25 protein-coding genes are annotated in these 26,576 nt (G+C 64.3%); 8 read left to right on the forward strand and 17 right to left on the reverse strand.

The window, feature by feature from the left end; genetic code table 11:
• Positions 1–58: 58 nt before the first annotated feature.
• The 4 genes from ACVI1L_RS01805 to ACVI1L_RS01820 all read right to left on the reverse strand — a co-directional run bounded on the left by ACVI1L_RS01805 (position 59) and on the right by ACVI1L_RS01820 (position 2,622).
• Positions 59–250: a hypothetical protein gene (locus ACVI1L_RS01805; RefSeq protein WP_026193154.1), complete on the reverse strand. Its 192-nt coding sequence runs from the start codon at positions 248–250 to the stop codon at positions 59–61.
• 116 nt (positions 251–366) lie between these two features.
• Positions 367–1,278, reverse strand: a complete 912-nt coding sequence (locus ACVI1L_RS01810; RefSeq protein WP_057014921.1) for a S49 family peptidase — start codon at positions 1,276–1,278, stop codon at positions 367–369.
• 296 nt (positions 1,279–1,574) lie between these two features.
• On the reverse strand, positions 1,575–2,378 hold the full coding sequence (locus ACVI1L_RS01815) for a tRNA1(Val) (adenine(37)-N6)-methyltransferase (protein WP_456785498.1): 804 nt from the start codon (positions 2,376–2,378) through the stop codon (positions 1,575–1,577).
• A 16-nt stretch (positions 2,379–2,394) separates the two neighbouring features.
• Complete coding sequence (locus tag ACVI1L_RS01820) at positions 2,395–2,622, reverse strand: putative signal transducing protein (protein ID WP_026193157.1); 228 nt, start codon at positions 2,620–2,622, stop codon at positions 2,395–2,397.
• A gap of 135 nt (positions 2,623–2,757) precedes the next feature.
• On the opposite strand from ACVI1L_RS01820, the gene ACVI1L_RS01825 reads away from it, so the two are divergent.
• Positions 2,758–3,768 carry a polyprenyl synthetase family protein gene (locus tag ACVI1L_RS01825; protein ID WP_057015096.1) on the forward strand — a complete coding sequence of 337 codons (1,011 nt, stop codon included), beginning with the start codon at positions 2,758–2,760 and terminating at the stop codon, positions 3,766–3,768.
• A gap of 178 nt (positions 3,769–3,946) precedes the next feature.
• On the opposite strand, the gene ACVI1L_RS01830 is transcribed toward ACVI1L_RS01825, so the two are convergent.
• Positions 3,947–4,786: an AraC family transcriptional regulator gene (locus tag ACVI1L_RS01830; protein ID WP_229193006.1), complete on the reverse strand. Its 840-nt coding sequence runs from the start codon at positions 4,784–4,786 to the stop codon at positions 3,947–3,949.
• A 239-nt stretch (positions 4,787–5,025) separates the two neighbouring features.
• Here ACVI1L_RS01830 and ACVI1L_RS01835 point away from each other — a divergent pair, with 239 nt between their 5' ends.
• On the forward strand, positions 5,026–6,267 hold the full coding sequence (locus ACVI1L_RS01835) for an ABC transporter substrate-binding protein (protein ID WP_229193007.1): 1,242 nt from the start codon (positions 5,026–5,028) through the stop codon (positions 6,265–6,267).
• Between the two features lie 223 nt (positions 6,268–6,490).
• Positions 6,491–7,594 (forward strand): mandelate racemase/muconate lactonizing enzyme family protein, encoded by a 1,104-nt coding sequence (locus ACVI1L_RS01840; RefSeq protein WP_456782124.1) that lies wholly within the window; start codon positions 6,491–6,493, stop codon positions 7,592–7,594.
• 177 nt (positions 7,595–7,771) lie between these two features.
• Here the strand turns inward: ACVI1L_RS01840 and ACVI1L_RS01845 are convergent, their stop codons facing one another.
• Positions 7,772–8,143: a hypothetical protein gene (locus ACVI1L_RS01845; protein ID WP_057014916.1), complete on the reverse strand. Its 372-nt coding sequence runs from the start codon at positions 8,141–8,143 to the stop codon at positions 7,772–7,774.
• A gap of 194 nt (positions 8,144–8,337) precedes the next feature.
• On the opposite strand from ACVI1L_RS01845, the gene ACVI1L_RS01850 reads away from it, so the two are divergent.
• Complete coding sequence (locus ACVI1L_RS01850; RefSeq protein ID WP_057014915.1) at positions 8,338–8,562, forward strand: hypothetical protein; 225 nt, start codon at positions 8,338–8,340, stop codon at positions 8,560–8,562.
• Positions 8,563–8,653: 91 nt separating this feature from the next.
• Here ACVI1L_RS01850 and ACVI1L_RS01855 read toward each other — a convergent pair whose 3' ends face one another.
• From ACVI1L_RS01855 to ACVI1L_RS01865, 3 genes are all read right to left on the reverse strand, one after another.
• The gene (locus ACVI1L_RS01855) at positions 8,654–8,791 is read right to left on the reverse strand and encodes a hypothetical protein (protein ID WP_168857487.1); all 138 of its coding nucleotides are present in this window, start codon (positions 8,789–8,791) and stop codon (positions 8,654–8,656) included.
• Between the two features lie 31 nt (positions 8,792–8,822).
• Positions 8,823–9,257, reverse strand: a complete 435-nt coding sequence (locus ACVI1L_RS01860; protein WP_057014914.1) for a cupin domain-containing protein — start codon at positions 9,255–9,257, stop codon at positions 8,823–8,825.
• A gap of 320 nt (positions 9,258–9,577) precedes the next feature.
• Positions 9,578–10,234 carry a glutathione S-transferase family protein gene (locus tag ACVI1L_RS01865; RefSeq protein WP_168857485.1) on the reverse strand — a complete coding sequence of 219 codons (657 nt, stop codon included), beginning with the start codon at positions 10,232–10,234 and terminating at the stop codon, positions 9,578–9,580.
• Between the two features lie 171 nt (positions 10,235–10,405).
• Between ACVI1L_RS01865 and ACVI1L_RS01870 the strand changes: the two genes are divergently transcribed.
• Positions 10,406–11,629: a polyhydroxyalkanoate depolymerase gene (locus ACVI1L_RS01870; RefSeq protein ID WP_210262822.1), complete on the forward strand. Its 1,224-nt coding sequence runs from the start codon at positions 10,406–10,408 to the stop codon at positions 11,627–11,629.
• A 194-nt stretch (positions 11,630–11,823) separates the two neighbouring features.
• Complete coding sequence (locus ACVI1L_RS01875) at positions 11,824–12,618, forward strand: substrate-binding domain-containing protein (RefSeq protein ID WP_456782125.1); 795 nt, start codon at positions 11,824–11,826, stop codon at positions 12,616–12,618.
• A 166-nt stretch (positions 12,619–12,784) separates the two neighbouring features.
• Here ACVI1L_RS01875 and ACVI1L_RS01880 read toward each other — a convergent pair whose 3' ends face one another.
• The 6 genes from ACVI1L_RS01880 to ACVI1L_RS01905 form a co-directional block, all read right to left on the reverse strand.
• Complete coding sequence (locus ACVI1L_RS01880; protein WP_456785499.1) at positions 12,785–14,521, reverse strand: protein kinase domain-containing protein; 1,737 nt, start codon at positions 14,519–14,521, stop codon at positions 12,785–12,787.
• 60 nt (positions 14,522–14,581) lie between these two features.
• Positions 14,582–15,400, reverse strand: coding sequence for a formate/nitrite transporter family protein (locus tag ACVI1L_RS01885; RefSeq protein WP_057014910.1), 819 nt, complete (start codon positions 15,398–15,400; stop codon positions 14,582–14,584).
• Positions 15,401–15,829: 429 nt separating this feature from the next.
• Positions 15,830–16,576: a transporter substrate-binding domain-containing protein gene (locus ACVI1L_RS01890; protein WP_456782126.1), complete on the reverse strand. Its 747-nt coding sequence runs from the start codon at positions 16,574–16,576 to the stop codon at positions 15,830–15,832.
• Positions 16,577–16,733: 157 nt separating this feature from the next.
• Complete coding sequence (locus tag ACVI1L_RS01895; RefSeq protein WP_168856950.1) at positions 16,734–17,159, reverse strand: DUF4399 domain-containing protein; 426 nt, start codon at positions 17,157–17,159, stop codon at positions 16,734–16,736.
• Positions 17,160–17,196: 37 nt separating this feature from the next.
• Positions 17,197–18,741 (reverse strand): SUMF1/EgtB/PvdO family nonheme iron enzyme, encoded by a 1,545-nt coding sequence (locus ACVI1L_RS01900; protein WP_456782127.1) that lies wholly within the window; start codon positions 18,739–18,741, stop codon positions 17,197–17,199.
• Positions 18,742–18,940: 199 nt separating this feature from the next.
• Positions 18,941–20,131, reverse strand: coding sequence for an MFS transporter (locus ACVI1L_RS01905; protein ID WP_253625790.1), 1,191 nt, complete (start codon positions 20,129–20,131; stop codon positions 18,941–18,943).
• 74 nt (positions 20,132–20,205) lie between these two features.
• Between ACVI1L_RS01905 and ACVI1L_RS01910 the strand changes: the two genes are divergently transcribed.
• Complete coding sequence (locus ACVI1L_RS01910; protein ID WP_456782128.1) at positions 20,206–21,018, forward strand: helix-turn-helix domain-containing protein; 813 nt, start codon at positions 20,206–20,208, stop codon at positions 21,016–21,018.
• Between the two features lie 158 nt (positions 21,019–21,176).
• Positions 21,177–22,529 carry a malonyl-CoA decarboxylase gene (locus ACVI1L_RS01915; RefSeq protein ID WP_456782129.1) on the forward strand — a complete coding sequence of 451 codons (1,353 nt, stop codon included), beginning with the start codon at positions 21,177–21,179 and terminating at the stop codon, positions 22,527–22,529.
• 142 nt (positions 22,530–22,671) lie between these two features.
• On the opposite strand, the gene ACVI1L_RS01920 is transcribed toward ACVI1L_RS01915, so the two are convergent.
• A complete protein-coding gene (locus ACVI1L_RS01920; protein WP_456782130.1) occupies positions 22,672–25,035 on the reverse strand; it encodes a TonB-dependent receptor in 2,364 nt (787 codons plus the stop codon).
• Positions 25,036–25,332: 297 nt separating this feature from the next.
• A complete protein-coding gene (locus ACVI1L_RS01925) occupies positions 25,333–26,394 on the reverse strand; it encodes a hypothetical protein (RefSeq protein WP_456782131.1) in 1,062 nt (353 codons plus the stop codon).
• Between the last annotated feature and the right edge of the window lie 182 nt (positions 26,395–26,576).

The following is a 26,576-nucleotide window of genomic DNA, read 5'->3' on the forward strand; positions in this document are numbered from 1 at the left end:
ACAGCCCCTCACCCCGGCCCTCTCCCCGCAAGCGCGGGGCGAGGGAGATCCAAGCCCCCTAGCCCGGGCGATAGGCCCCGGTCACGGGGTCGCGGCGCAGGGTCTTAATTTCGCCCGCGCGGGTGGCCTCGGCCACGCGGGACAATCGCGCCTCTTCGAGTTCCTGGTTGATCCGGACGGCCGTCTTGTACGCCCAGCGGACCACGGCCAGGCTTCCTAAGACGCCTGCGAATGCAATCAGCGGCGGCATCGGTCGATCCTTGTCGTTCACGTCTGTCAGGCCCCCAATGACAGGCATTCTCGCGCAAGGCGGCCTGCGCCGCAATCGCGGTTTTGGGGCTAAATGGCGCGCTCACATCCCTGTGTTCACAGCCCGAATCTGGCCCAAATCGCCCGGGTTTCCAGCGCCGAGATCACCTCGTCCGGCAGCGCGGCCAGTCCATCCAGCGCCGCCAGCGATCCCGCCCCCGGCGCCCGCCGGCCGAGCAGGCCGGACAGCAAGCCGCTGGCCGGCGCAATCACCGGGGTCAGCACCTTGTCGCCATAGCGGGCCCGCAAAGTGGAGCGGATGTCGCCGATGCCGTCGGCGAGCCCGAGACCGATCGCGGTATCGCCGGCCCAGTATTCACCGGTGAACAGCATGTCGTCGGCACCCTTGAGGCGGCTTCCGCGGCTCTGCTTCACCAGCGCGATGAAGATCGCATGGATCTCGCGCTGGATCGCCTTCAGCCGGGCGACGTCGTCGGGGTTCTCGGGAAGGAACGGATCGAGCATCGCCTTGTGGCTGCCCGCCGTATACAGCCGGCGCTCGACCCCGATCTTCTTGATCAGCCCCTCCAGGCCAAAGCTGCCGCCGACCACGCCGATCGAGCCGAGGATCGAGGACGGGTCGCAATAGATCTCGTCGCCCGCGCAGGCGATCATGTAGCCGCCGGAGGCCGCGACGTCCTCGACGAACACCAATACCGGCAGCTTCTTCTCGGCGGCGAGTTGCCGGATGCGCAGATAGATCTGCCGCGACTGCACCGGCGAGCCGCCCGGCGAATTGATCACCAGCGCCACCGCCTTGGCATTCCGCGTGCCAAAGGCGCGCTCCAGCATCTTGGCGACGCCGGAGAGTGTCATGCCGGGCCGCAGCGGCGTCACCGCGCCGATCACGCCTGCCAGCCGCACCACCGGCACGACGGCCGCGCCGCGCCTGAAGCGCGCCGGCAACACTGCCTGCACGCGTTCGAGCAGTCCCGAACGTCCAGCGTGATCACTTATTTGTTCACTCATGCCGTTACCTCGAATTAACCACTTTTTATCACGCCACTGTCATTGGAATCCGTGGAACGCGTTTTGCATTTTGTCATTGGGGCTGCAATGCGCGGGCGGAGAGGGACTCATGAAAATCTATCTGCTGATTTTGCTGATCGGTACACTCCTGGCGGCGATCCACTTCACGTCCACGCCGGACCGCCAGTCGGAAACGGCTTCGCAGTGATTTAGTGCCTCTGACGACGTGGGCAGCATGCCTGCCCGCTAAAGCGCAATGCCATCGCGCCTTGGCTTCTTGTTCGAGCATGATCGTTTTAGCGCCGCGCCAGCGGCAATTCCCCCTTCCCAGCCAACACCTCCTGCACCCATTTATTGGGCACGCCTGACTCTTCATTGAGCAGCAGTGCGGCATGGAGCCGCGTCGGCGCCCGGCCGCCCTTGGTCGCCCGCACCAGGATTCGGATCGCCGGCGACGTCCCGTCGCCGTGAACGGGCAGGATCTCGAGGCTGCCAAAACCACGGTCCAGCGCAGCCAGCACCTCGGCAATGCCGTCGGCCCGCCAGATCAGCGCAAGCTGCCCGTTCGACTTGAGAATCCGCCGCGCCGCGTGAACCCAACCGGCCAGCGTGGTCGCGCTCGCGACATGGGCGCGCTCGCGCACACCGTCCGGCGAGGCGCGGTGCCGCGACGGATCGTTGAACGGCGGGTTCATCAGCACGACGTCGGCGCTATCCGGCCCGAGGCCGGCATCATCGAAGGCTGCGGCGCCGGCTTCGACATCAAGCACGATCACCTCCGCCATGATCGCGTTGGTGGCGGCATTATTCCGCGCAAGCTCGGCCAGGGCCGGGTCGATTTCGACCAGGACGAGATTGATCCCCCTCACCCGCCGCGCCACCGCCAGTCCGGCCGCGCCGACGCCGGAGCCGAGATCGACGACGCGGTCGCCTGATCGAGCCGGCGTCGCTGCGGCGAGCAGGATCGCGTCATGGCCGGCGCGGTGGCCGCTGCGGGGTTGCCGCAGGCGCAATTGGCCACCGAGAAATCCGTCTTCGGTGATCCCGGCGGCCGCAGACTCGCTTTTTGACGCGTTTTCTTCACGCGAACCGGGGCCCATTTCGCTCGAAAACGCTCTAGTCATCGGCCCGCAATTCGTGGCCGAGGCCGGCATCGGTCAGGAGCTGGCGGGCCTCGTGGTTGTCGTCCTCATGCACCAGGATCCGGCGCGGCAAGACGCCGAGCGAGCCCTCGATGATGCTCATGTTCTGGTCCAGCACCAGATGATGGATGTTAGCGCTGTCGAGCAGCGCGCCGATGGCGGAGACCAGCACCATGTCATTGGTCCGTACCAATTCCCGCAAAATACGCTCTCCTGTCGCCCCGGCAGTGCGGCACTTGCGCCACATGTCAATAACTTGATGGCCTTGCCGCTGCACCGCGCAGTTTCTATTGTTATAGCTGAGCATAGTGCGTATTCGGCAAAATTGGAGACCAGCGTGGCGGTTATTGTACCCTTCGAAAGCCCGTCCAATGCTTCGATCGACGGGCTGGTGGGACTTCTCGCCGCCGACATGGAGCGCGTCAACGCGACGATCCTTTCGCGGACCGGCTCCGAGGTCACCATGATCCCCGAGGTCGCCAATCACCTGATCTCCTCCGGGGGCAAGCGGTTGCGCCCGATGCTGACGCTGGCGATGGCCCAGCTCGCGGACTATTCCGGCGACGGCCATATCAAGCTCGCCGCCGCGGTCGAGTTCATGCACACCGCGACCCTGCTGCATGACGACGTGGTCGACGAGAGCGAGCTGCGCCGCGGCAAATTGTCCGCGCGGATGCTGTGGGGCAACGAGGCCAGCGTGCTGGTCGGCGACTTCCTGCTCGGCCAGGCGTTCCGGATGATGGTCGAGGTCGGCTCGCTCCGCGCGCTCGACATCCTCTCCGCCGCCGCCGCCACCATCGCCGAGGGCGAGGTGATGCAGCTTGCGGCCGCCAAGAACACCGCGACCACCGAGGACGAATATCTCGCCGTGATCCGCGGCAAGACCGCGGAGCTGTTCGCCGCCGCCTGCGAGGTCGGCCCCGTGATCGCCAACCGTCCGAAGGCCGAGCAGACCGCCTGCCGTTCGGTCGGCATGAATCTCGGCATCGCCTTCCAGCTCGTCGACGACGTGCTCGACTATGGCGGCAAATCCGCAAAACTCGGCAAGAATGTCGGCGACGATTTCCGCGAGGGCAAGATCACGCTCCCGGTGGTGCTCGCCTTCCGCCGCGGCAATGATACCGAACGCAAGTTCTGGATCCGCGCGCTGGAGCGCGGCGAGATCGGATCGGCCGACCTCGATCACGCGATCGGACTGATGACCAAGCACCGCGCCCTCGAAGACACCATCAGCCGCGCCCAGCACTACGGCGCGATGGCGGTCGACGCGCTGGCGCTGTTCCCGCCCTCGCCGATGAAGACCGCGCTGGAAGAGGTCGTCGCGTTCTGCCTGGCGCGCTCTCATTGATCTAGGCGCTCGCGAACAACAGAGGCGGTGTCGTCCCTGCGAAAGCAGGGATCCATACTCTGCGGCGAGAGTTGTAGGCGGGACTCGTCATTCCAGCGTCACGCAAATAACAAGCATCGGTGGTCATGGGTCCCAGCTTTCGCGGGGGCGACACCAGGGTTTGCTGCACCGGCGCCCGCTACTCCTTCACCGGCACCCAGATCTCCAGCCCGCCATTGCCGGTACTCGCATCGAACTTCTCGTCGTAGCGCTCGAAGTTCGGCGCGTCCGCGACCTTCATGCCGGATTGCGGCAGCCAGCGATTCCAGATCGTGTTGACGGTGCGGCGGATGGTCGAGATGTGGTCGGCGTGGGTGAACACGACGTATTTCTGCTCGGGAATGCGGACGCGCGCGAACTCGCGCGGCAGGTCGGAGAAATCGGCGACCTCGACGCCGGCGATGTAATCGAAATTGCCGGCATCGTCGCCGTTGCAGCAGACGCCATAGGCGACGTTGCCGACCTGGCGGGGGATATGCGCGCATTGCTGGTGGAAGCCCTGCCACTGGTTCGGAATGCCGGCATCGCTGCCATTGCCGTGGTTGTAACGCTCGCCGATGCCGGCGACGAGGAACGCCTTCCCGGTGGCGATGCGCGGCGGATCGATGTGGTCGAGAGCTGTCGAGATCATGGTGATCGGCTCCTGGAGATTGAGTGTCGTCAGACACGTTGTCGCGCGCACCGTCTCGGGCGTGACGCCGAAATGGTCGCGAAACGCGCGGGTGAATGCTTCGTGGGAGCCGTAATCCGCATCCAGCGCGAGGCTGAGAATATCGGGCGCACCGGCCGCGAGCTCGCGCGCGGCTTCGCTGAGCCGCCGGGCCCGCACATAACGCATCACCGAGAACCCGGTTGCTTCCGCGAACGCCCGCACCAGATGGAAGCGCGAGACCCCCGCCACGGCGGCAATCTCGTCGAGCGTCAGCGGCGCGCCGAGATGGCTTTCGATGTACCAGAGCGCCTTCTGGGCTGGATTCATGGATGACGGCTTTCCTGCAAAGCTCGGGCATCATGCACGGCTGCCGCGCGCGGCATTTGACAGTCCTTGCTGCCCGGGCGGCGAAACCGCGGTTCCGCTCCACGGAAATTTACCCGCAAAGCCGTCGCTGGCAACAATGTTGCAATCGTGCATACTCGCCGACGCACCGATCCGACGGCTCATCAAGCTGCCCGATAATCAAGACTGCAAGAGCCGCGGCCAGCATGTCAGGGAGGACAATGATGCACCACCAACGCTTGAGCTATGCCAACTGCGTCAAATCAGCGGCGCTTGCGGGGCTTTTGACGATCGCCGTCGCCAGCGCCGCCAACGCGCAGAAGAAATACGATCCGGGCGCGACCGACACCGAGATCAAGGTCGGCAACATCATGCCCTATTCCGGTCCGGCGTCCGCCTACGCCACGATCGGAAAGACCGAAGCCGCCTATTTCAACAAGCTCAACAGCGAAGGCGGCATCAACGGCCGCAAGGTCAACTTCATCTCCTACGATGACGCCTACTCGCCGCCGAAGATGGTCGAGCAGGCCCGCAAGCTGGTCGAGAGCGACGAGGTGCTCCTGATCTTCAATCCGCTGGGCACGCCGGGCAATACCGCGATCCAGAAATACATGAACGCCAAGAAGGTGCCGCAGTTGTTCGTGTCCACCGGCGCGGCCAAGTGGAATGATCCGAAGAACTTCCCGTGGACCATGGGCTGGCAGCCGAGCTACCAGGTCGAAGCGCGCATCTATGCCAAGTACATTCTGCAGAACTATCCGGGCAAGACCATCGGCGTGCTCTATCAGAACGACGATTTCGGCAAGGACTATCTGATCGGCCTGCACGACGGGCTCGGCGACCAGGCCAAGAAGCTGATCGTCGTCGAATCCTCCTACGAGACTTCGTCACCGACGGTGGATTCGCAGATCGTGCAGATCAAGGGCGCCAACCCTGACATCTTCGTCAACATTGCAACGCCGAAATTCGCGGCGCAGGCGATCAAGAAAGCCGCCGAGCTCGACTGGCATCCGGTGCAGTTCCTGACCAACGTCTCCGGCTCGATCGGCGGCGTGATGAAGCCGGCCGGCTATGAAGCGAGCCAGGGCGTGCTGTCCACGGCGTATCTCAAGGACCCCAAGGATACCGAGTGGAAGAACGATCCGGCGATGACCGAGTGGCGCGCCTTCATGACCAAGTGGTATCCCGAAGGCGACCTCGACGACGCCGCCACCGTATTCGGCTATGGTGTCGCCAAGGGGCTCGAGCAGGTGCTGCGGCAATGCGGCGACAATCTCACCCGCGAGAACCTGATGAAGCAGGCGGCCAGCCTCAACTTCGAGATCGGCATCTATCTGCCCGGCACCAAGATCAAGACCGGGCCGGACGACTATGCGCCGATCGAGCAGCTGCAGATGATGCGCTTCAAGGGCGAGAGCTGGGAGCGGTTCGGCCCCATCATGAGCGGCGAGAAGAGCAGTTGAGGGCTTTCCTCCACAACTTTGCGGTTCGTGATGCCCGGCCGTGCGCCGGGCATCCACGTCTTCGACATGATTCACGAGCAAGACTTGTCGCAAGCAAGACTCGTTACGAGCAAGATTTGCGATGGCCGGAACCCAGACCAGCCGAAGCGACGCCGTTCTTCAGGCTCAAGTGTCCGGCCACCACGAATTCCAGGCACATCCTGCGATCGGAAGGACAACAACAATGAAAATCACCGACGTCCGCGCCCACCATATCCGCATTCCCTACGACGCCGGGCCCGCGAGCTTCCGCCAGGGAGCTTCCGCGATCTCGGCGCTCGACATGGTGCTGGTCGAGGTTTCGACCGATGCCGGCCTCACCGGCTGGGGCGATGCCTTCGCCTATGTCTGCCCGAAGACGAGCTGCACGGCGGTGGCCGAGATGATCGCGCCGCAGGCCCGCGGCCTCGAGGTGCCCGACGCCGCCAGCATCCCCGCCGCGATGGAGCAGATCCAGCGCAACCTCCATCTGTTCGGCCGCTACGGCATCACGATGTTTGCGATCTCGGCGCTCGACATCGCGCTGTGGGATCTCGCCGGCAAGGTGAAGGGGGTGCCGCTGTATCAACTGATCGGCGGCGCGAAGCGGAGCACGATCCCGGCCTATGCGAGCCTGATGCGAATCGGCAATCCGGCGCACATCGCCGCCGAATGCAAGAAGGCGATCAAGCTGGGCTATTCCGCGATCAAGCTGCACGAGACCACCGTGCCCGCGGTCGCCGCCGCGCGCGAGGCGATCGGCCCTGACGTGCCGCTGATGGTCGACATGAACTGCCCGCTGGACGGACCCGCGGCGATCCAGTTCGCGCGCGACTGCAAGCAGGCCGCGCCGCTGTTCCTGGAGGAGCCGGTCTGGCCGCCGGAGGATTTTGCGACGCTCGCCGAGGTGCGCAGAGAAGGCCGGCTCGATATCGCGGCCGGCGAGAACGCCTGCACCGTGCATCAATTCCGCCAGATGATGACCGCGGGCGCGGTCAGTCACGCGCAGCCCTCCGTGATCAAGGTCGGCGGCATCACCGAATTTCTGAGGGTGGCCGTCCTCGCCGACGAGTTCGGCGTCCAGGTGATTCCGCACTCGCCCTATTTCGGGCCGGGCTTCCTCGCCACGCTGCATCTGATGGCGATCCGCGACGCGGGGCTGATCGAGGTGTTCTTCATGAAGCGTCCGGCCTGCCTGTGGGGCGATCGCATCGACGTCGACGCCAACGGCCATGTCGCCGTGCCGCAGGGCCCCGGCCTCGGCTACGAGCCGGATCGCGACGTGATGGAGCAGTATCGGGTGGCGTGAGGAGCCCGGCTCGTTCCATCGTCATTGCGAGGAGCTCGCGACAAAATTGCAAAGCAATTTTGCGCTGAAGCGACGAATCAATCCATCGTTCCGCACGCGCGGTGGGATGGATTGCTTCGCGCAGCCTGTCATCCGGCGGCGCTTCGCGCCGACCGGGTGGCGCGCAATGACGATTTCCTACTTCGTCCCATCCTTCGCGGCGGGCGCGGCGTCCTTCGCCGGCGGCGCGTCGGCCTTCTTCTTCAGGTCCTCGGTCAGCTTGACCTGCGCTGTTTGCAGATCGGTGACGAGCTTCTGCAGGTTCGCGACCGAACTCTGCAAGCTCACGATCTGCCGGTTGGCGGCATCGAGCTTCTGTTGATGATCCGATGTGAGCTTGTTGATCGTCTTCTGCAGGAAATCGACATTGCTCTGCAAACAGCTCGTGCGCCGCTCCATGGTTTTCTCGACGGTGCAGATCTCGATGCCGGGAACGTCCTGCGCATGCGCGGTTCCGGCGACGCCGAGTGCGAGCGGCGCCAGCAAGGCGAGAACAAAACGAGCGGTCATCGGCGTCTCCAGGCAAATGCGTCATTCACAGTTTTGTGCTCGCGACGCTGAAAGCGAGGCAGACATACCACACTGAAACCGCATTCAAGCGGTGTGCTTCACCCATTACGGGACTACTCGTGGGGACGGGGGCCTTCGGAACTTGTTTGGTTCGATCCCTTTTGGCTCGACCTTGGGCAGTGGAGACAGATCGCATGGCAACGCGCGAAAAACGGATGGCGCAATTCGATGGCAATGGCGAACCGGCGCCGGAACAGCGCGTGGAAGTACTTTGTGAGGATCATAGCGGAACGTATCAGCTGCCGTTCGCCTGCCGCTTCGTCAACGGCCAGTGGCGCAATGACAACACCGGCGGCGCGCTGGAAGCCAACGTCATCGCATGGCGGATGCCGCGCGAGAAGCAGGCAGGCGTGGCCTGAGGCCGGCATCGGTGCGCGCTGTTTCAAAACGCGACGCGCGCGCACCGTGTCTTAAGATTTTGGAACGCGGGTGGAACGAACCGCGTCCGAATCACTGATCGAGCAACGTACTGCGTTGTTCACGGCTAGATGTGGCCATCAGCCCGAGGCTGCGCACCACATACAGAAGCATGACGATCGGCCGCAGCCAGCGGCCGATAACAAAGGTTAACTCCTCCGCAGACGACATTGCGATCCCTCCTCTCTGTGCTCCCTGGTGATCATTTCCACGGCGTGATCGGCGGCACCGCTTCGGTCGCCGGCGGCACATCCACGGTCTTGAAATCGGCGGGGCTGACGATCTCGAGGTATTCCATGTCCTTCGAGTAATCGAACAAATAGTGGGTGATGCCGGGACGCTGATGGATGACGTCGCCGGCCTCGACCAGCGTCTCCTTGTCCTCGTACATGAAGCGCGCCCAGCCCTTGGTCATGATGACGATCTGAAAATCGCACAGATGCTTGTGCCAGCCGGTGCCCTGCTCCGGCGGCATGTCGGGATTGGCCTTGACCAGGTGGCAGATCACCTGCCCGCTGGTGGCATCGGCGATGCCGAGATCGCGATACAGGAAGAAGTCGCGCAGACCTCCGCCCTTGAACTCGGTGTCACCGGGTTTGACGTGGGAGAATTTGCTGACGACGGCGTGCTGGTTCATTTCAAGCCTCCACGGTTCTCGTGTTCGCGAGATCGCGGCGCGGCTCGGCGTCCAAATTTTCGGCAGCGTCGCATCGTCGCGGTCACAGCTCGGTCATTGCCATGCGAAATCCTTGCCAGCCGGGTTAGGCTGCGGCGAACCGTCTCGCCATGCGCTGATATCGCCGCAGAAGCATTTGGAGCGAGGCACGAATTTGCGCCTCAGTGGCTGTCGCGCGGGTCCGGCGCGCATGCCGGTGCCCGACGCCGGCGGCACGTCCATTGAGCAAGGCTTGCCTCGTGCTTGAGCCGCCGATGCAGGCAGGCCGGGCCGGGCGCTGCCTAATATTCGACCTCGAGCTCCTCGACGTCGGCCGGCTCCGCCTTCGCGGCCTCGATCCATTCCTGCATCTCGGGCATCGTCATGATGGTGCTGGCATACACCGCAAGCGCAGGCTCGAGCTTGACGTCATAGGTCATGAAGCGGGTCACGACCGGCGCATACATCGCGTCCGCCATGGTGCGGCGTTCGCCGAACAGGAACGGCCCGCCCGATGCGCCGAGGCAGTCGCGCCAGATGGTGCAGACGCGATCGATGTCGGCCTGCGCCCGCGACCAGATCTTGAAGCCGGGGAAATGGCCCTTGAGATTGACCGGCAGCGACGAGCGCAGCGTGGTGAAGCCGGAATGGATTTCGCCCGAGATCGAGCGGCAATGCGCGCGCTGAATCCGATCTTCCGGCAACAGCCCGGCATGCGGCATGATCTCGTTGAGATACTCGCCGATCGCGAGCGTATCCCAGACCGTCGCACCGTCGTGGCGCAGGCAGGGCACCAGGATCGAGGACGACAGCAGCAGCAGCTCGGCGCGGGCCGACGGGTCGTCGGGCGCGGTGACCACCTCCTCGAAGTCGAGCCCGGCGAATTTCGCCAGCAGCCAGCCGCGCAGCGACCAGGAGGAGTAATTCTTGCTGCTGATGGTCAGTGTCGCTTTCGCCATATCGGTCCCTCACGCCTGAACGCGTCCTCAGCTCCCGGATATCGCGCCGGTTCAGCCGCCGCGCACCCGGAGCCATCAGCTTTTGCAGCAAGCCACGTGCCAATTTGCCGGGCGGTCGGCCCGCCTCTGGCGTCGATATTGCATGGCAAGCCAGGCCACGGGTGGATGCGTATGATGTCAATGATGTACCAGGCCTATCAGAACCACATGGACCTCACGGCGCCATGGCGGACCGGGGCTGCAGCGGCGCTGAAATACCTCAATCTGGTGCCGCAGGGCGCCGCTGACCGGATGTATGGCCGGCTCGCCGCCGCGCTCGAGCTGATCTCGCGCTCCAGCCTGACCTACGCGCGGCCCCCTTATGGCATCGGCAGCGTGACCGTCGGCAACAGGGAATTGCAGGTGACCGAGGAGGTTGCCTATGCGACGCCGTTCGGCTCGCTGCTGCATTTCAGGAAGGTGGACGGCCCGGAGCAGCCGCGGCTGCTCTTGGTGGCGCCGATGTCCGGGCATTTCGCCACGCTGCTGCGCGGCACCGTGAAGACGCTGCTGCAGGACCACGACGTCTACATCACCGACTGGCACAATCCGCGCGACATCCCGCGCAACGAGGGCCGCTTCGGCCTCGAGGACTACACCGACCATCTGATCGACTTCCTCGGCCAGCTCGGCCCGCGCGCGCATATGGTGGCGATCTGCCAGCCCTCGGTGTCGGCGCTCGCCGCCGCCGCGATCATGTCGGAAGACAATCATCCGTCGCGGCCGGCCTCGCTGACCCTGATGGCCGGGCCGATCGACACAAGGATCCAGCCGACCAAGGTGAACGAATTCGCCAAGAGCAAGCCGATCAAATGGTTCGAGGACAATCTGATCAACTACGTGCCGATGCAGTGCAAGGGCGCGTTGCGCCAGGTCTATCCCGGCTTCGTGCAGCTCACTGCGTTCGTGTCGATGAACCTGGAACGGCACATCAAGCAGCATATCGATCTGGCCCACCATCTCGCCAAGGGCGAGACCGCCAAGGCCGAGGTGATCAAGACCTTCTACGACGAATATTTCGCGGTCATGGACCTCCCGGCGGAGTTCTACATCGAGACGGTGCGCGATGTGTTTCAGGAGCATCTGTTGCCGCAGGGCATGCTGATGCATCGCGGCCGCCCGGTGAATCCGGCGGCGATCCGGCGCATGGGGTTGATGACGGTGGAAGGCGAGAAGGACGACATCTGCTCGATCGGCCAGACGCTCGCCGCGCAGGACCTCTGCACCGGAGTCCGCACCTATCGCAAGGTGCATCACATGCAGGCCGGCGTCGGCCATTATGGCGTGTTTTCCGGCAAGCGCTGGAACAACGAGATCTACCCGCTGCTGCGCGATTTCGTGCACGTGAATTCGTGACGGATCGGCAACGATCTTTCCCCGTCATTGCGAGCGAAGCGAAGCAATCCATCGTTCCACATGGGCGGAAAAGTGGATTGCTTCGTCGCTACGCTCCTCGCAATGACGGGTGGCGGCTAGCCACGCATCGACTCGCGCTATAGTCTCCCGGCCACGACGACCCGCTTCCCAAGAATCGTCCAGGGAGAAACTCCATGCGATCGGCCACCGCCTTCCGTGCCCTCACGCTTGCCGTGATCGGCGCCCTCGCCTTCACCTCAGCCGTATCCGCCGCCGAAGTCCATGTCATGATCTCGGGCGGACTGACGGCGGCCTACAAGGCGCTGGTGCCGGAGTTCGAGCGCAAGACCGGGCACAAGGTGGTGACCGCCTTCGGGCCGTCGATGGGCACCACCACGAACGCCATCCCGGTGCGGCTGGAGCGCGGCGAGCCGGCCGACGTGCTGATCATGGTCGGCTATGCGCTCGGCGATCTCATCAAGCAGGGCAAAGTGCTGGCCGACAGCCGCGTCGATCTCGTGAAGTCGCCGATCGGCATCGCGGTGAAGGCCGGCGCGCCAAAACCGGACATCGGCTCGGCCGACACCGTCAAGCAGGCGCTGCTGGCGGCGAAGTCTGTCGCCTATTCCGACAGCGCCAGCGGCGTCTATGTCTCGACCGAGATGTTCGCAAAGCTCGGCATCGCCGATCAGATGAAGGACAAGGCGCGGATGATCCCGGCGACGCCGGTCGGCGAGATCGTGGCCAAAGGCGAGGCCGAGATCGGCCTGCAGCAGATCTCCGAGCTGAAGCCGGTCGCCGGCATCGACATCGTCGGCCCATTGCCGGAGCCGTTGCAGAAGATCACGGTATTTTCCGCCGGGATCGCGACGGCTGCAAAGGAGCGTGAGGCCGGCAAGGCGCTGATCAGCTTCCTCGCCTCGCCGGACGCGCGCGACGCGCTGGTGAAGAGCGGCCTCGATCCGATTACGGCGGGTGGGACGCATTAGCGGCGTCCGACTCTCTCCCCGTTCTACTCCCTCCCCGTCATCCTGAGGAGCCCGCACTTGCGGGCGTCTCGAAGGATGCACGGCCCGGCTGGTGGCCGTCGACCCTTCGAGACGCGCGCAAGTGCGCGCTCCTCAGGGTGACGGGACTAGATGGCGACTAGATACACTACCGCCAATGATGCGCGCCGTAGGCGAGCAGCAGCACCACGACCAGCGCCAGCAGCAGCGTGGTCGACTTCCAGAACAGCACCGGGTTGCGCTCGATCAGCGGGGTCGATGACGTCGTCAGATATTTTGCGTTGGGATTGCGCAGGTCGAACAGGAACTCCGAAAAGCTCTCGTAGCGCTTGAGCGGGTTGGCATGCACCGCGCGCTCCAGCGCGCCGTCGACCCAGCCCGGGATCTCGCGCCCGCGATGCGCGGCCGGTCGGTAGACCAGCCGGTTGAAGTCGGATCGTGTCCGGGCCCGCGCGATCTGCGCGCCATAGGGCAAGCGTCCCGTCAGCATCTGGTAAGTGACGACGCCGAGCGAGAACAGGTCGGAGCGCGCGGTGCCGCCCTCACCGAGGAAATATTCCGGCGCGGTGTATTGCTGGGTGCCCAGGATGTCCTCGACGCCCGCCGGCACTGCCTCGGCGACACCAGCGATCCGCGTCGAGCCGAAATCGATGATCTTCACCGTGCCAGTCCTGTCGATCATGATGTTGTCGGGCCTGACGTCCTGGTGCAGCATCTCCTTGCGGTGGAAGGCGCGCAGCCCTTTTGCAATTTGCTCGGTGATGCCGCGTACCGTCTCCAGCGACGGCGCTGGATTGTCCGTGATCCACTGCGTCAGGGTCTGACCGTCGATATATTCCATCGTGACGTAAAGGAAATTGCGCTTGCGCTGCGGCAAAAACGGCTTCAGCACATGCGGGCTGTCGATCCGCCGGGCGACCCATTCTTCCATCATGAAACGCTTCAGATAGGCCGGATCGTCGCGCAGGTCGATCGAGGGGATCTTGATCGAGACCGTGGTGGCGCTGTCCTCATCGACCGCGAGATAGATGTGGCTGCGGTGCGATGCGTGGAGCTCGCGCACGATGCGATAGCCGTCGAACAGCATCCGTGCGTCGAGCAGCGGCGGCAGCGGCAGTTCGGTCGGCTGGCCGAACACCTCGCCGGCATCGCCGTCGGGCAATTCGTCGATTCGGACGATCTGCACGGTGAGATTGTCCGGGCTGCCGTTCTCATAGGCCTGCTCGACGATCGATTTCGCCGTGACATCGAGATCGGCGGCACAGTCCTTGATCGTCTTCGCGAGCTGCCGCGCCGGGACATGCTCGTAGATCCCGTCGGTTACCAGCAGGAAGATGTCGCCGCGCTCCAGCGGGAGCGCCTGGTAGTCGATCTCGAGCTGCGGGTTCACGCCGAGCGCGCGGCCAAGATAGCTCTGCTGCGAGGAGATCACGACGCGGTGGTCGATGGTCAGTTGTTCGAGGCTGTTGCCGGCGACGCGGTAGATCCTGGAGTCGCCGACATGGAACAGGTGCGCCGTGGTCGACCGGATGACCAGGGCGCTCAGCGTGCAGACGTAACCCTTGTCCTTGTCGTAGGGATTCTGGCTGCGCCTTGTCTGCGCGTGCAGCCAGGAATTGGTCGCCTCCAGCACGCGCTGCGCCGAAGACTTTACCGACCAGGATTCCGAGGTGCAGTAGTAGTCGGTCAGGAAGCTCTTGACCGCGGATTCGGCGGCGATGCGGCCGACGCTGCTCGAGGAGATGCCGTCGGCGAGCACCACCGCGATGCCCTTCAGGCCGAGCAGCGGCTCGCCGGGGATCAAGGCGCCGTGGAAGTCCTGATTGGCGTCCTTGCGGCCCTGATCAGAGAATTGCCCGACCGATATTGTCAGCGCGCGCGGCATCGACCGTCCCAAAGCCAATGGGGCCCTCCGTGACAGGAGAGCCCCATAAGTCGTCGAGGATCAAGCCGCGAGGCGCTGGCGCTTCGGCGCCGTCTTCACATGCGTGGTGTAGAGCGTGAGCCCGGTGAAGGCGAGGCCGCCGGCGAGATTGCCGAGCACGGTCGGAATCTCGTTCCAGATCAGGTAGTCCATGATCGAGAACTTCGCATGCAGCATCAGTCCCGACGGGAACAGGAACATGTTCACCACCGAATGCTCGAACACCATGTAGAAGAACACCAGGATCGGCATCCACATCGCGATCACCTTGCCGGGCACGGTGGTCGAGATCATGGCGCCGACCACGCCGGTCGAGACCATCCAGTTGCAGAGCATGCCGCGGATGAACAGCGTGGCCATGCCGGCCGCACCATGCGCCGCGTAGCCCAGCGTTCGCGCCTCGCCGACGTTGCCGATGGTCATGCCGACCTTGTCCGGCTCCTGCGTGAAGCCGAAGGTCGTCACGAACGCCATCATGAACGCCACCGTGAGCGCGCCTCCGAAATTGCCGATGAACACGAGAGCCCAGTTGCGCAGCACGCCGCCGAGCGTAACGCCGGGGCGCTTGTCGAGCAGCGCCAGCGGCGAGAGCACGAACACGCCGGTCAACAGATCGAAGCCCAGCAGATAGAGCATGACGAAGCCGACCGGAAACAGCAATGCTCCGACAAGCGGCTGACCCGTATTGACGTTGATCGTCACGGCGAACCAGGCTGCCAGCGCGAGGATCGCGCCGGCCATATAGGCGCGGATCACGGTGTCGCGGGTCGACATGAAGATCTTGGATTCGCCGGCATCCACCATCTTGGTGACGAATTCGGACGGAGCGAGATAGGCCATTCGTAAAATCCCCTTGCGCAATTCGGCCGCGCCGGTTGCCTGCCGGAAGCGACGCGGGTTGGTTGAAATGCTCGTCCGTCCGGGGAGATGGGGCTGCGACGATTGCTCGAGACGCCCGGGCCGGGCACCTTGATCCCCTCGCCTCGGCCAGCATTGGCCTCGGCAATCCGGAGGACGGCAGTCGTCATTGACTGGTGCAATCAAAAGCAATGGATGTGCCAAGCGGCGACGCTGGCGGTTGGCTTTAAATCCCCGTCAATACAATGAGTTAGGCTGGTGGCGCAGGAACCGCACGGCGCGATGGCGCGGAATTATGCAGCATGCCCAGATGTCGCCCAGAGGATGCGCGCCCCTCCATCACCGTCATCCCCGCGCAAAGGCTTCGCCTTTGCGCGGGGTAACGGGGAAAGAGTCGATACGCGCGCTACTTCACTTCGCCTCGGTGCGGACCGGCGCGCCCTTCAGCCCGTTGTTGTCATAGGCCTTGCGCAGCGTGCCGTTGGCGATCGCCTCCGTCATGAACCTGGTGGCGAAGGCCGCGGCGAGCGGATGGTTGAGCGGTACCGCGACCGCGGTGACGGTCTGCTTGAAGGTCTCGTCCAGCACGCGCGTGCCCGGAATCTTCTTCGCCATCGCGTTGAGCTGATCGCGCGACAATGCGAAGGCGTCGATCTCGCCGCTCTTCAGCAGATTGAAGATCTCGTCGTAGGTCTGATAGCCCGTCACCTTGGCGTGCTTGAGATGGGCGATCGCGCCGCGCATCGTCGTGGTGGCATTGACGGCGGCGACCTTGACGCCGTCCTGGTCGAGCGTGGCGAAATTCGTGATCGTCGAGCCGGGCTTGACGATATAGGTAGCGTCGGCAACCTCGTAGATCGGCCCGAACGTCATCTTGGTCTCACGCTCGGGATCCTTGGGCAGGAAGGTGATGTCCCAGGTGTTCTTGGCCGCCGCGTCGGTGATCTGGCCGGAATTCTGGTGCACGACATATTCGACGGGGATGCCGAGTTGCGCCGCCATCTCGCGGCCGAGATCGACGGGAACGCCCGCATAGCCGCTCTCGGTCTTGGTCGACCAGAACGCGCCGCCGGCCGGGCTGATCGCGATCGCGACCCGGAGCTTTCCGGTCGGCGCGATCTGATCCTTCAAGGCGTCGGCATCCGCTGATGTGGCCATGACAATCACTCCCAGAACGAGGCCGGCCAGACGCAGCAGTCGAGACGACATCGGACGTCCTCCACGCCGAATCTTGCTGTCCGGCAGGCGCGCAACAAACCGCACGGCGCGGCCTTGTGCAAGCGCCGGTTCCCGCAAGGGAGCTATCCGTATCGGCCTATCTGACCCGGACGGTGATTTTTTCGGAGACGACCGGCGGGCTGAATGGATAGTGCTTGGCGTCGCCCAGCACCAACTGCAGGGTGTGCTTGCCGGGCGCCAGGTCGAGCTGCGTCTCGGTCTGGCCGGCACCGAAATGCAGATGAGACTTGTCCGACGGGATCGGCTCATTCGCATTCAACGGCTCATTCACGTCGATCAGAAGATGGTGATGGCCGCTGTTCGGGTAGTCGTCGCCGGCATGGGTGACGCCCATGTTGCGCAGCCCAAAGCGGCACCAGAACGGGCTCTTGAGCTTGGCGCCGTCGCGCGGCCAGATGAAATACAGCTTGGTGTCCTTGCCGGCCGGCTTGTTCTGGGCGTCGGCCGGAGCCGCGAACAGCGTCAGTGCCGCGGCGAGCATGATCAAGCCTGCACTTTTCATAGCCCCTCCATGAAGCCTGGCGATCAGGGATGATCGCTCAGGGAGACAGCGCGACCCGCAAACCGTGGGTCGGATAACGGACATTGGTGTCGTAATTATCGCGATTGGCCGGACGCACATAGCGTGCGTCATTCTTCCACGAGCCGGAGCGGATGACATGGGAGGCGCAGTCGCCGCCGGACCAGACCGCACCGTCGGTCGGCGCGCCCTGGTAATTCCTGTGCCAGCAATCCTCGACCCATTGATCGACCCCGCCGCCCATGTCGTAGAGGCCGAACGGATTCGGCTTGTAGCTGCCGACCTTGACCGGCTGCTCGGCCGAACTGTCGCCGCCGCAATCCTTGCATCCGGCGTGGCCCGATTGCACCTGGTCGCCCCACCAGTACTTCGATTGCGTTCCGCCGCGCGCCGCATATTCCCACTCGGCCTCGCTCGGAAGCCGGTAGGCCTTCTTGGTGCGCTCGGCGAGCCACGTCACATATTGCTTCGCATCGCTCCAGCTCACATTGGTGACCGGAACGTCGTCCTTGCCGCTGGCCGTGAAGCCACAGGCCTTGGCCGCCGCGCAGGCGTTCCATTCGCGGACCGTGACCGGATACTTGCCCATGGCAAAGCGCTTGACCGTCACCCGGCGGATCGGCCGCTCCGACGGGTCGTCATTGCTTCCCATCGAGAAGCTGCCGGCTTGAAGCGAGACCAGTTCGGGTTCCGGCAGGTCTGGGGTGGGGCTCGCGGAGGGCGCGGGTTGAGGCGACGCTTGCTGCGTCGGCGCCGCCGGGGTCGGACTTGCGGTTTGGGTCGGAGCCGGGCTTGGTGCCGGCGGCTGAACGGCAGGCGATGCCGTCGGTGCCGGAGGCGCCTGCGCCACATCGGCCGGCTTGCCGCGCGGTTGGGCGAGCAGATACCACAGCACGCCGCCGGCGATGATCGCGACCGCCAGTCCGAGCAGCGTGAGCAGGACGGACTCGCGGCGCCTGCGCGTCCGTTGGTACGCGGCGGCATCCGGCAGCACACGATAAACCCGGACCGGATCGGTGATGTTCTTGACCTTGCGGTCGCCGAGCGATTCGTATCCGCAGACCATCTTGTGCTTGATCTGCTCGTAGATGCCGCCGGAAATAAAGACGTCACCCGGCGCCGCGATCCCTTCCAGGCGCGAGGCCACGTTGACGCCGTCGCCATAGATATCGTCGGGCTCGATGATGACGTCGCCGAGGTTGACGCCGATCCGGTACTCGATCCAGTGATCTCTCGCGATCGCCGCGTTGCGGCCGATCATGTTCTGCTGGATCACGATGCTGCAACGGACGGCCTCGACCGGACTGTCGAACATCGCGATAAAGCCGTCGCCGGTGGTCTTGACCAGCTTGCCGTGGTGCTCGGCAATCGTGGGCTCGATCAGATCGCGCAGGGTCCGCTTGACGCGCGTATGCGTGCCTTCCTCATCGAGCTGCATCAACCGGCTGTAGCCGGCGATATCGCCCGCTACGATCGCGGCGAGGCGCCGCGGCATTGAATCGCCGGGAGGCTGTGTATTGTCGGGCTGTGACCGGCCTGACTTGAAGTCGCGAATTTCTCCCATAGCGCTCCGGCTGCTCCGTAAAGACGTGTTCAAGGCGCAACCGGCGCCTTCGTCCCCGAGGCCCGCTTGAACCTACCACACCTGCGGGTCGGAACAAAGTTCGCGAAGCGTGACCATGTCACGGTTATCCGCCGTCGGTCGAGGCCCGCCGGTCGGGCACGCCTCGTCGCAACGTTAAATGGGCGGCAAAACGCCTGCGTCAGCCCGCCTGCGCGGCCGGGGTGCGGATCTCGCGCGGCAGGATGATCGCGGCGGCGATCGCCAGCAGGCAGAGTGCCGCGAACGCGCGCAGCATCATCGAGAAGCCGCCCTGGTCGTATAGCCAGGCGACCAGGCCGACGGAAGCGCCGGCTGCGGTGAAGCCGACGAAATAGCGCACCGCATAGGCGCGCGAGCGCCATTCCTCGGTGGTGTACTTGCCGACCATGGCATCGTTCACCGTGACCTGGCCGAACGCGCCCATCACGATGCCGATCGAGACCACGATCAGCGGCAGGTTGTTTAGGCTCGCCGCCAGATAAAGGAACGGCGCCAGCAGGAACGACAGCGGCAGCGCCACCGTCTTCAGCGAATATCTGTCGAGCAGCTTGCCGATGGTGTACTGCGTCATCGCGCCGAACACATAGACCCCGGCCGCGATCACGCCGAGCAGCGCCGGGCTCTTGGTCAGGTCGGCGAGCCGTTCGGCGAACAGCTTCGGCAGCGCCACCGTCACCGCGTTGAAGGTGGTGGAGATCGCGATCACCACGATCAGGAGCGACAGCACCACGCGCCACATGTCCTCCTTGGCGACCCGCACCTGCGCTGCCGCCTGCCTGGAGCCCTTGCGGTCCTCATGCACCACCGTCATCGCAAAGGCGATGCCGATCAGCACGGTGACCATGCCGGGGACGATGAAGGCCCAGCGCCAGCCGAGATACTGGCCGATCACGCCGGTGACCAGCGCCGACGAGGCAACGCCGAGATTGCCCCAGACGCCGTTGATCCCCATCTGGGCGCCGAGCTTCTCGGCATAGGACACGATCATCGCGGTGCCGACCGGATGATAGATCGAGGCGAAGACGCCGATCGCCAGCAGTGCGGCGCCGAGCTGCAGCGGTGTCTGCACGAAGCCGACCGAGATCATCGACAGGCCGATGCCGACGAAGAAGATCACCATCATGTGGCGGCGGCTCCAGCGGTCGCCGAGCCAGCCCGTGACCAGCGAGCCGGCGCCGAAGGCGATGAAGCCCGGGGTCGCATAAGGCAGGAGTTCCGAATAGGCCATGCCGAGCGCCGGACCCATGATGATGACGGCGGCCGCGAAGATCAGCATCGCGTAGTGATCGATGAAATGGGCCGCATTGACGAAGGTGATCACCCGGCTGGGACTGTTGCTTGGACCGTTCATCGGCACGTCTCTCACGCGATTCTTCAATTGCTCGAAAATAGGTTATAGGTGCTTGTCCTGACGGGATGTCGCCAATGACTATCGCTGAGCCGCCAATAAGAGCCCTCCACCAGGACCGGCGCGTCACCGGGGACGGCGTGCATCTGGTGGCGCGCAGCTACCGCAAGGGCGTCCGGCTCGAGCCGCACATGCACCGCGAGGCACAGCTGGTCTATGCCGCCAGCGGCACCATGCAGGTGACGACGCCCAAGGGGCGCTGGCTGGTGCCGCCGGACCGCGCGGTGTGGGTCCCTGCACTGCTCCCGCACGCGATTGACGTGCTCGCCCACATCGAGATGCGCACGCTGTATTTCGACCAGGCCTGGCTCGCGCGCGAAAAGCGCAGCGACAGCCTCGACCACGAATTCGTGGTGCGGGTGTCGCCGCTGGTGCACCAGGCGATCCTCGCGCTGTTCGACGCCTCATGCGGACGCGAGCGCACCGATCTGTTGATTCGCCTCGTGATGCTGGAGTTGCACCAGGCCGAGGATTCCGCGACCTTCATCCCGCTGCCGCAGGAGCCGCGCTGCCGCCGCGCCGCCGACCTCGTGCTGGCCGATCCGACGCAGGACCACGACATCGACGCGCTGGCGCGCACGGTCGGCACCTCGGCGCGGACGCTGTCGCGGCTGTTCTCGGCGGAAACGCAGCTCTCGTTCAAGAGCTGGTGCCAGCGCGCCCGCATCGCGGCCGCGATCGAGCGCCTGTCGAGCAGCGCGAATGTTTCGGTCAAGCAGGTCGCCTCCGACCTCGGCTATGCCAGCGTACCGGCATTTTCCCACGCGTTCCGCCAGGTTACCGGCAAGACACCGACCGCGTTCGCGGAGAAAACGTGCGAGAAAACGTGAACCGGGTTTGTCACCGGGCGCAGCGACGACGAATTATACCGCTGTCGCGCTGCGACATATTTCCGTACGATCCATGCGCTTGATTGCTGTGCTCCCGACCTTAAATCCCGTGTAAGGTCCGGCTTCATTGGATACGACCTGCTGGATACGACCTGCTCATGGCCAATGCCTTCTTCTCCGATCTGCTCTCGACGATTTCCGAACGCGGCCGCGTCCTGCTCGGCCGCGCCAGCCCGGCCAACGACAAGCAGGATGCTTCCGAACTGCTGGAATTGTGCGAGGCGCTGTTATCCGGCCGCGGCGAAGCCTCCGGCACCGCGATGGCGCGCGAAGTGCTCGACCGCTACCATCATCTCGATGCCGCCGGGCGGCTGTCGTTCTTCCAGACGCTGGCCCGCGATTTTGGCCCCGATCACGCCAAACTGGCGCAGGCGATCGAAAGCTGGCGCGCCAAGGCCAATGGCGACGATGCCAGCGACCTGCATTTCGCGTCCGAGCCGCGCCGCCAGGAATTGATCCGCCGCCTCAATCGCGCGCCTGGCGGCACCGGCGAGCTGGTGTCGATCCGCTCGGATCTGCTTTCATTGATGAAGGGCAACAAGGACCTCGCCGCGCTCGATCGCGACGTGGTGCATCTGCTCTCGTCCTGGTTCAACAGGGGATTCCTCGTGCTGCGCAGGATAGACTGGTCGTCGCCGGCCAATATTCTGGAGAAGATCATCCGTTATGAGGCCGTGCACGAGATCCGCGATTGGGACGATCTGCGCCGCCGCATCGATCCGATCGATCGCCGCTGTTACGCCTTCTTCCATCCGGCGCTGGCCGACGAGCCGCTGATCTTCGTCGAGGTCGCGCTCACCGAAGCCATCCCGTGCGCAATCGCGCCGCTGCTGGCCGAAGAGCGCGAGCCGGTGCCGGTCGAGCGCGCCCGCACCGCGGTGTTCTATTCAATCTCCAACACCCAGCGCGGCCTTGGCGGCATCTCCTTCGGCAGCTTCCTGATCAAGCAGGTGGTCGAGGAGCTGCGCCGCGAATTGCCGAAGCTCGACAACTTCGTGACGCTATCGCCGGTGCCGGGCTTCATGCAGTGGGTCAAGCAGGCCGACGACGTGCCGCTCACCGAGGAGGACCGCCAGCTGCTGGAAAGCCTCGGCAAGCCCGACTGGTTCGAGAACGCCGAGCTCGCGACCCAGCTGCGCGCCGTGCTGGAGCCGCTTGCCGCCTACTATTTCCTGAAGGCGCGCACGCCGAAGGGACGACTGATCGATTCGGTCGCGCGCTTCCATCTCGGCAACGGCGCACGCCTGGAGCGGATCAACTGGCTCGGCGATCTCTCGCCCAAGGGCCTGCGCGAATCCGCCGGCATCATGGTCAACTACCTCTACCGCCTCGACGACATCGAGAAGAACCACGAAGCCTACGCCAACAATGGCGAGGTGATCGCCTCGAGCGCGGTGAAGAAGCTGTTGAAGGGCGAAGGCCGGCGGCTGCTGGACATGCGGTTGGGGTGACAGGCCAACCCCTCTCCACGTCATTGCGAGCCCACCTCTCTACCGTTGTCATGGCCGGGCTTGTCCCGGCCATCCACGTCTTTCTTGTAGACCGCGGCAAAGACGTGGATGCCCGGGACAAGCCCGGGCATGACGGTGAAAGCTAAAACCTCGCCCGCGCCATCAGCCTTACCGTGCGGCCCTGTCCCGGCGAGATATTGTTGTTGCCGTCAGCCGACGCCCAATAGCCCTTGTCGAAGATGTTCTCGACGTTGAGCTGGGCGCTCCAGGTCTCGTCGATCTTGGCGTAGATCGCCGCATCGAAGCGCACGAAGCCCGGCAGCCGCACCGTATCGTCGGACGAGGCGAAGGAATCGCCGAAATAGATCACGCCGAGCGCAGCCGCCCACATCGGCGTGAACTGATACTTGTTCCACCAGGCAAACTGATTGTACGGCACCAGCTGGACGCGGTTGCCGGGCACGACGGTCGCCGAGGTGGCGCCGGTGATCTTCGCGTCAGTGTAGGCATAGGCCAGCGACGACTGCCATTGCGCGGTGACATAGCCGGTCAGGCTCGCCTCGACGCCTCGCGTGAGCGTGCTGCCGGAGGGGAAGAAGAAGCCGGGATTGTTGCCGTCGGCGATCGGCTGGTTGGTGCGGTTCAGATTGTAGACCGCGGTCGAGAACAGCAGCTTCGGATTGATGTTCCACTTCATGCCGAGCTCGACATTCTCGAAGCGCTGCGGCTGCAGGATCAGGGTGCCGTCGTTCAGCGCGCTGAACTGGTCGCCCGAGGCCGGCAGGAAGGAGACGCTGTAGGCGGTATAGACCGACATCGAATCGATCGGTTTGATGATCAGGGCGCCCTGCGGCGACACCAGATTATCGACGCGATTGCGATTGATGTTGGTGTTCATGTCGGTGGCCGACATGTCGTAGCGATCGAACCGGGCGCCGGCGATGATCTGCACCGCGCGCGAAATCTCGATGGTGTCCCTTAGATAGCCGGACTGAATGTTCAGCGCATAGCGGCTGTTCGAATCGGGCGTGGTGACTCCGTCGCTGTTGGTGCCGGTGAAGTGGTGAAGAAACGTCACCGGGCCGAAATAGGTCGGCGCGAACGGGTTCTGCACGATGGTGTTGGTGCCGTTCGGGAACACGCCGGTGTTGCGGATATCGACGCCGGTCTGCCGGCCGAACTCGGTGCCGAAGCCGACGGTGTGGAACAGCGGCCCGGTCCAGGCCTTGTAGGTGAAATCGGTCTGGTTGAAGACATTGTCGCGATTCGTCGTGTGCTGATAGGCGCCGAGATTGACCGCGGTGTCGGCAGGATTGACCGCGCCGGCGAGCGGACCGCCCGTTGGATAGACGTTCTGATAGAATTTCTGGTAGTCGGCGGCGATGGTGCCGTTGCGCACCGTCAGCCCGTTCTCGAAATCGTGCTCAATGATCGCCATGCCGGTCTGCACCGTCGCCTGCGCGGTGTTCAGGCTTGGGCTGCCGAAGAAGGTCGAGAAGTCGCCGTTCGGCGCGAACGGCGTGGTCGGGTTGAAGCGGGTCGCGCCGCCCGGCAGACCCTGCGAGGGATTGCCGCGATCGGCGGTGCGCTCGTCGTGAAAGTACTCGTAGCTCAGTTTGATTTTGGTGTTGTCGTCGGGCTTCAGCGTCACCGTCGGATTGATGCCGTAGCGCTCCAGATGATTGAAATCGCGGAAGGCGTCGGCACCCTCGTAGAACACGTTGAGCCTTGCTGCGACGTTGTCGTTGATCGCCTGTCCGGTATCGAGGCTGACGCGGCGATCGCCCCACGAGCCGGTCTGCGCCGTCGCCTCGTAGACGCGGTTGCCGTCGGCTTCCTTGAGGGTGCGGTTGAGCAGGCCGCCGCCGGCGCCGCGGCCGAAGGTCAGCGCGCTCGGCCCCTTCAGCACCTCGATGCTCTGGGCGTTGTACATGTCGCGGAAATACTGCACGTCGTCACGAAAGCCGTTGACGAAGAAGTTGGCGCTGGAATCGACGCCGCGGATCACGAGTTCGTCGCGATTGCCCTCGCCCTGATGCACGGCAACGCCGGGGACGTAGCGGGTGACGTCGGTGAGGCCCTGATAGTTCTGGTCGCGGATCTGCTCCCGCGTGATCACGTTGAGCGATTGCGGGATGTTGACGATGGCGGTGTTGGTCCTGGTCGCAACCGACGTGCTGTTGGCGAAATAGCCCGATGTGCCGGTGCGGGCGTCCTGCGATTCCGCGAACGGTTTTGCCGCCGCCGCGGGCGCGATCCGCCGTGCCGTCTGGGTGCGGCGGCCTCGTGCTGCGGCGGTGTTACGCGATGTCGATGGTGCGTTGCGGCGACGTTGCGTGGCCGGCGAGGTGACGGTCACGGGCGGCAGCGACGAGGCGCCGGCCTGCGACGGCGCCGATTGCGCCTGTGCGGCAGACGTTGCGAGCGGAACGCTCAGCGCGAGATAGCTCGCCGTGAGCAGCGCAAGCAAGACAGTGCGACGATGGGCTTGTGTTCTTGATGTCATGACGTCGTCCCCAAGCAACTCTCGCCTTCGTTGAAGGCGATGCGCCGTCCTCTAGAGAGGTGAGGCGCTGTGCGTCCAGACGACGGGCGCGAGAAAATTTTTGCGTGACGACGGAATAAAATCGCGACGAATGGACGCGGATACACCTCGCGGCGAGCGCAGGGTTGGAAAAGTCAAGGATGCGAATGGTTTCTGTCGGCTTCCGGATTTGCGCCCGGAAACGAAGAGCGGCGCTCGCGCACCGCTCTTCTTGTAGCAATTCCAGATTGTAGCGATTCTAAAACGATCACGTCGCGGTCATGCGGTTGCGGATCGCGGCCGCAACCCCGCCGGCAGATGCGCATCGATCCAGCCGGTGATCGCACGCTCGTTGCGATGGTAGAGCAGGCCTGCGGCGATCACGGCAATGCCGATCAGCGACAGCGAGAACGGAAACCACAGCGAGTCCTTGAAGACGACGTCGGCGAGATGGCCGAGATAGAGGCAGATGCCGAACGCGCCGAACACCGCATAGGCGCGCCGCATCAAAATCACGGCAATCACGATCAGGCCGACATTGAGCAGGCAATACACCGCCTTGCTCAATTCGGTTGAGCCTTCGGACGCGCTAATTCCGCCCCAGAACGCCATCAAGCCGAACAGATGCAGCCAGAACGCAAAGTCGCCGTTGCGGCTGCGATAGTCCACGATCCACGCGACCGCGAGCACGGCAAGCCCGAACCAGATCGATACCCTGCGGCGCATCTCGAAATCGGCGTGAGCCATGCCGCTGAACCACGGCGCCAGGTCCATCGACATGAACCACAGCGCGACCGAGATGATCGCGACGATGAAGGCGAAGCGGTAGTAGCGCAGCGCGACGATGCCGGCGGCGACGGTCGCGATCTCCATGAAGATCCAGCTGCCCTTCACCCAGACGTAGAAGTCCTGCACGGTTCCCGGCTTGCCGAACTTGCCCCACCAGCCAAGCTCGTCCTGGATGCCGTAGACCGCGAGCGGCGCCATCGAGACCGCGATCGCGATCAGCAGGCCGCCGGGAACCCGCAGATTCTTGGCGTGCCAGAGGTGGTGACCCGCCACGCTGAACCCGACCGCATAGGCGATCGCGCAGGCCGTGAGCGCGCGGCCGCCCATCTGGGTGAAGGCCAGGGTCGAGAACAGGCCCATGGCACCGATCACAATGAGCGCGCCGGCGTACCAGAGCACATGCGCGGCATCGAATTTGGCGGCGGGACTTGCATCGCCCGCCGAACCCTGCCCGGCGCTGCTCGCCAGGAAAGCGAGCAACCGTTCCAGATCGGCCGGGCTGATCACCCCGGCATTTGCGGCGTCCCGGAGATCCTTGGCTGAATATGGCATGCGGCTATCCTCACGGCCGGTTTTTGCGCCTGCTCCCGATCATCCGGGACAAAGACGCCCTGTTCTCATGAGTATATCCGGAAATGAGCAATGTTCAATAATTTTTGAGCGTCGCTCACGAAATTTTGCAAGCAAGCTCGGGCCCACCCCGCGCCCCCGGCGGATTGGCAATCGCTGGCCGG

Source organism: Bradyrhizobium sp. USDA 4516 (assembly GCF_054055915.1).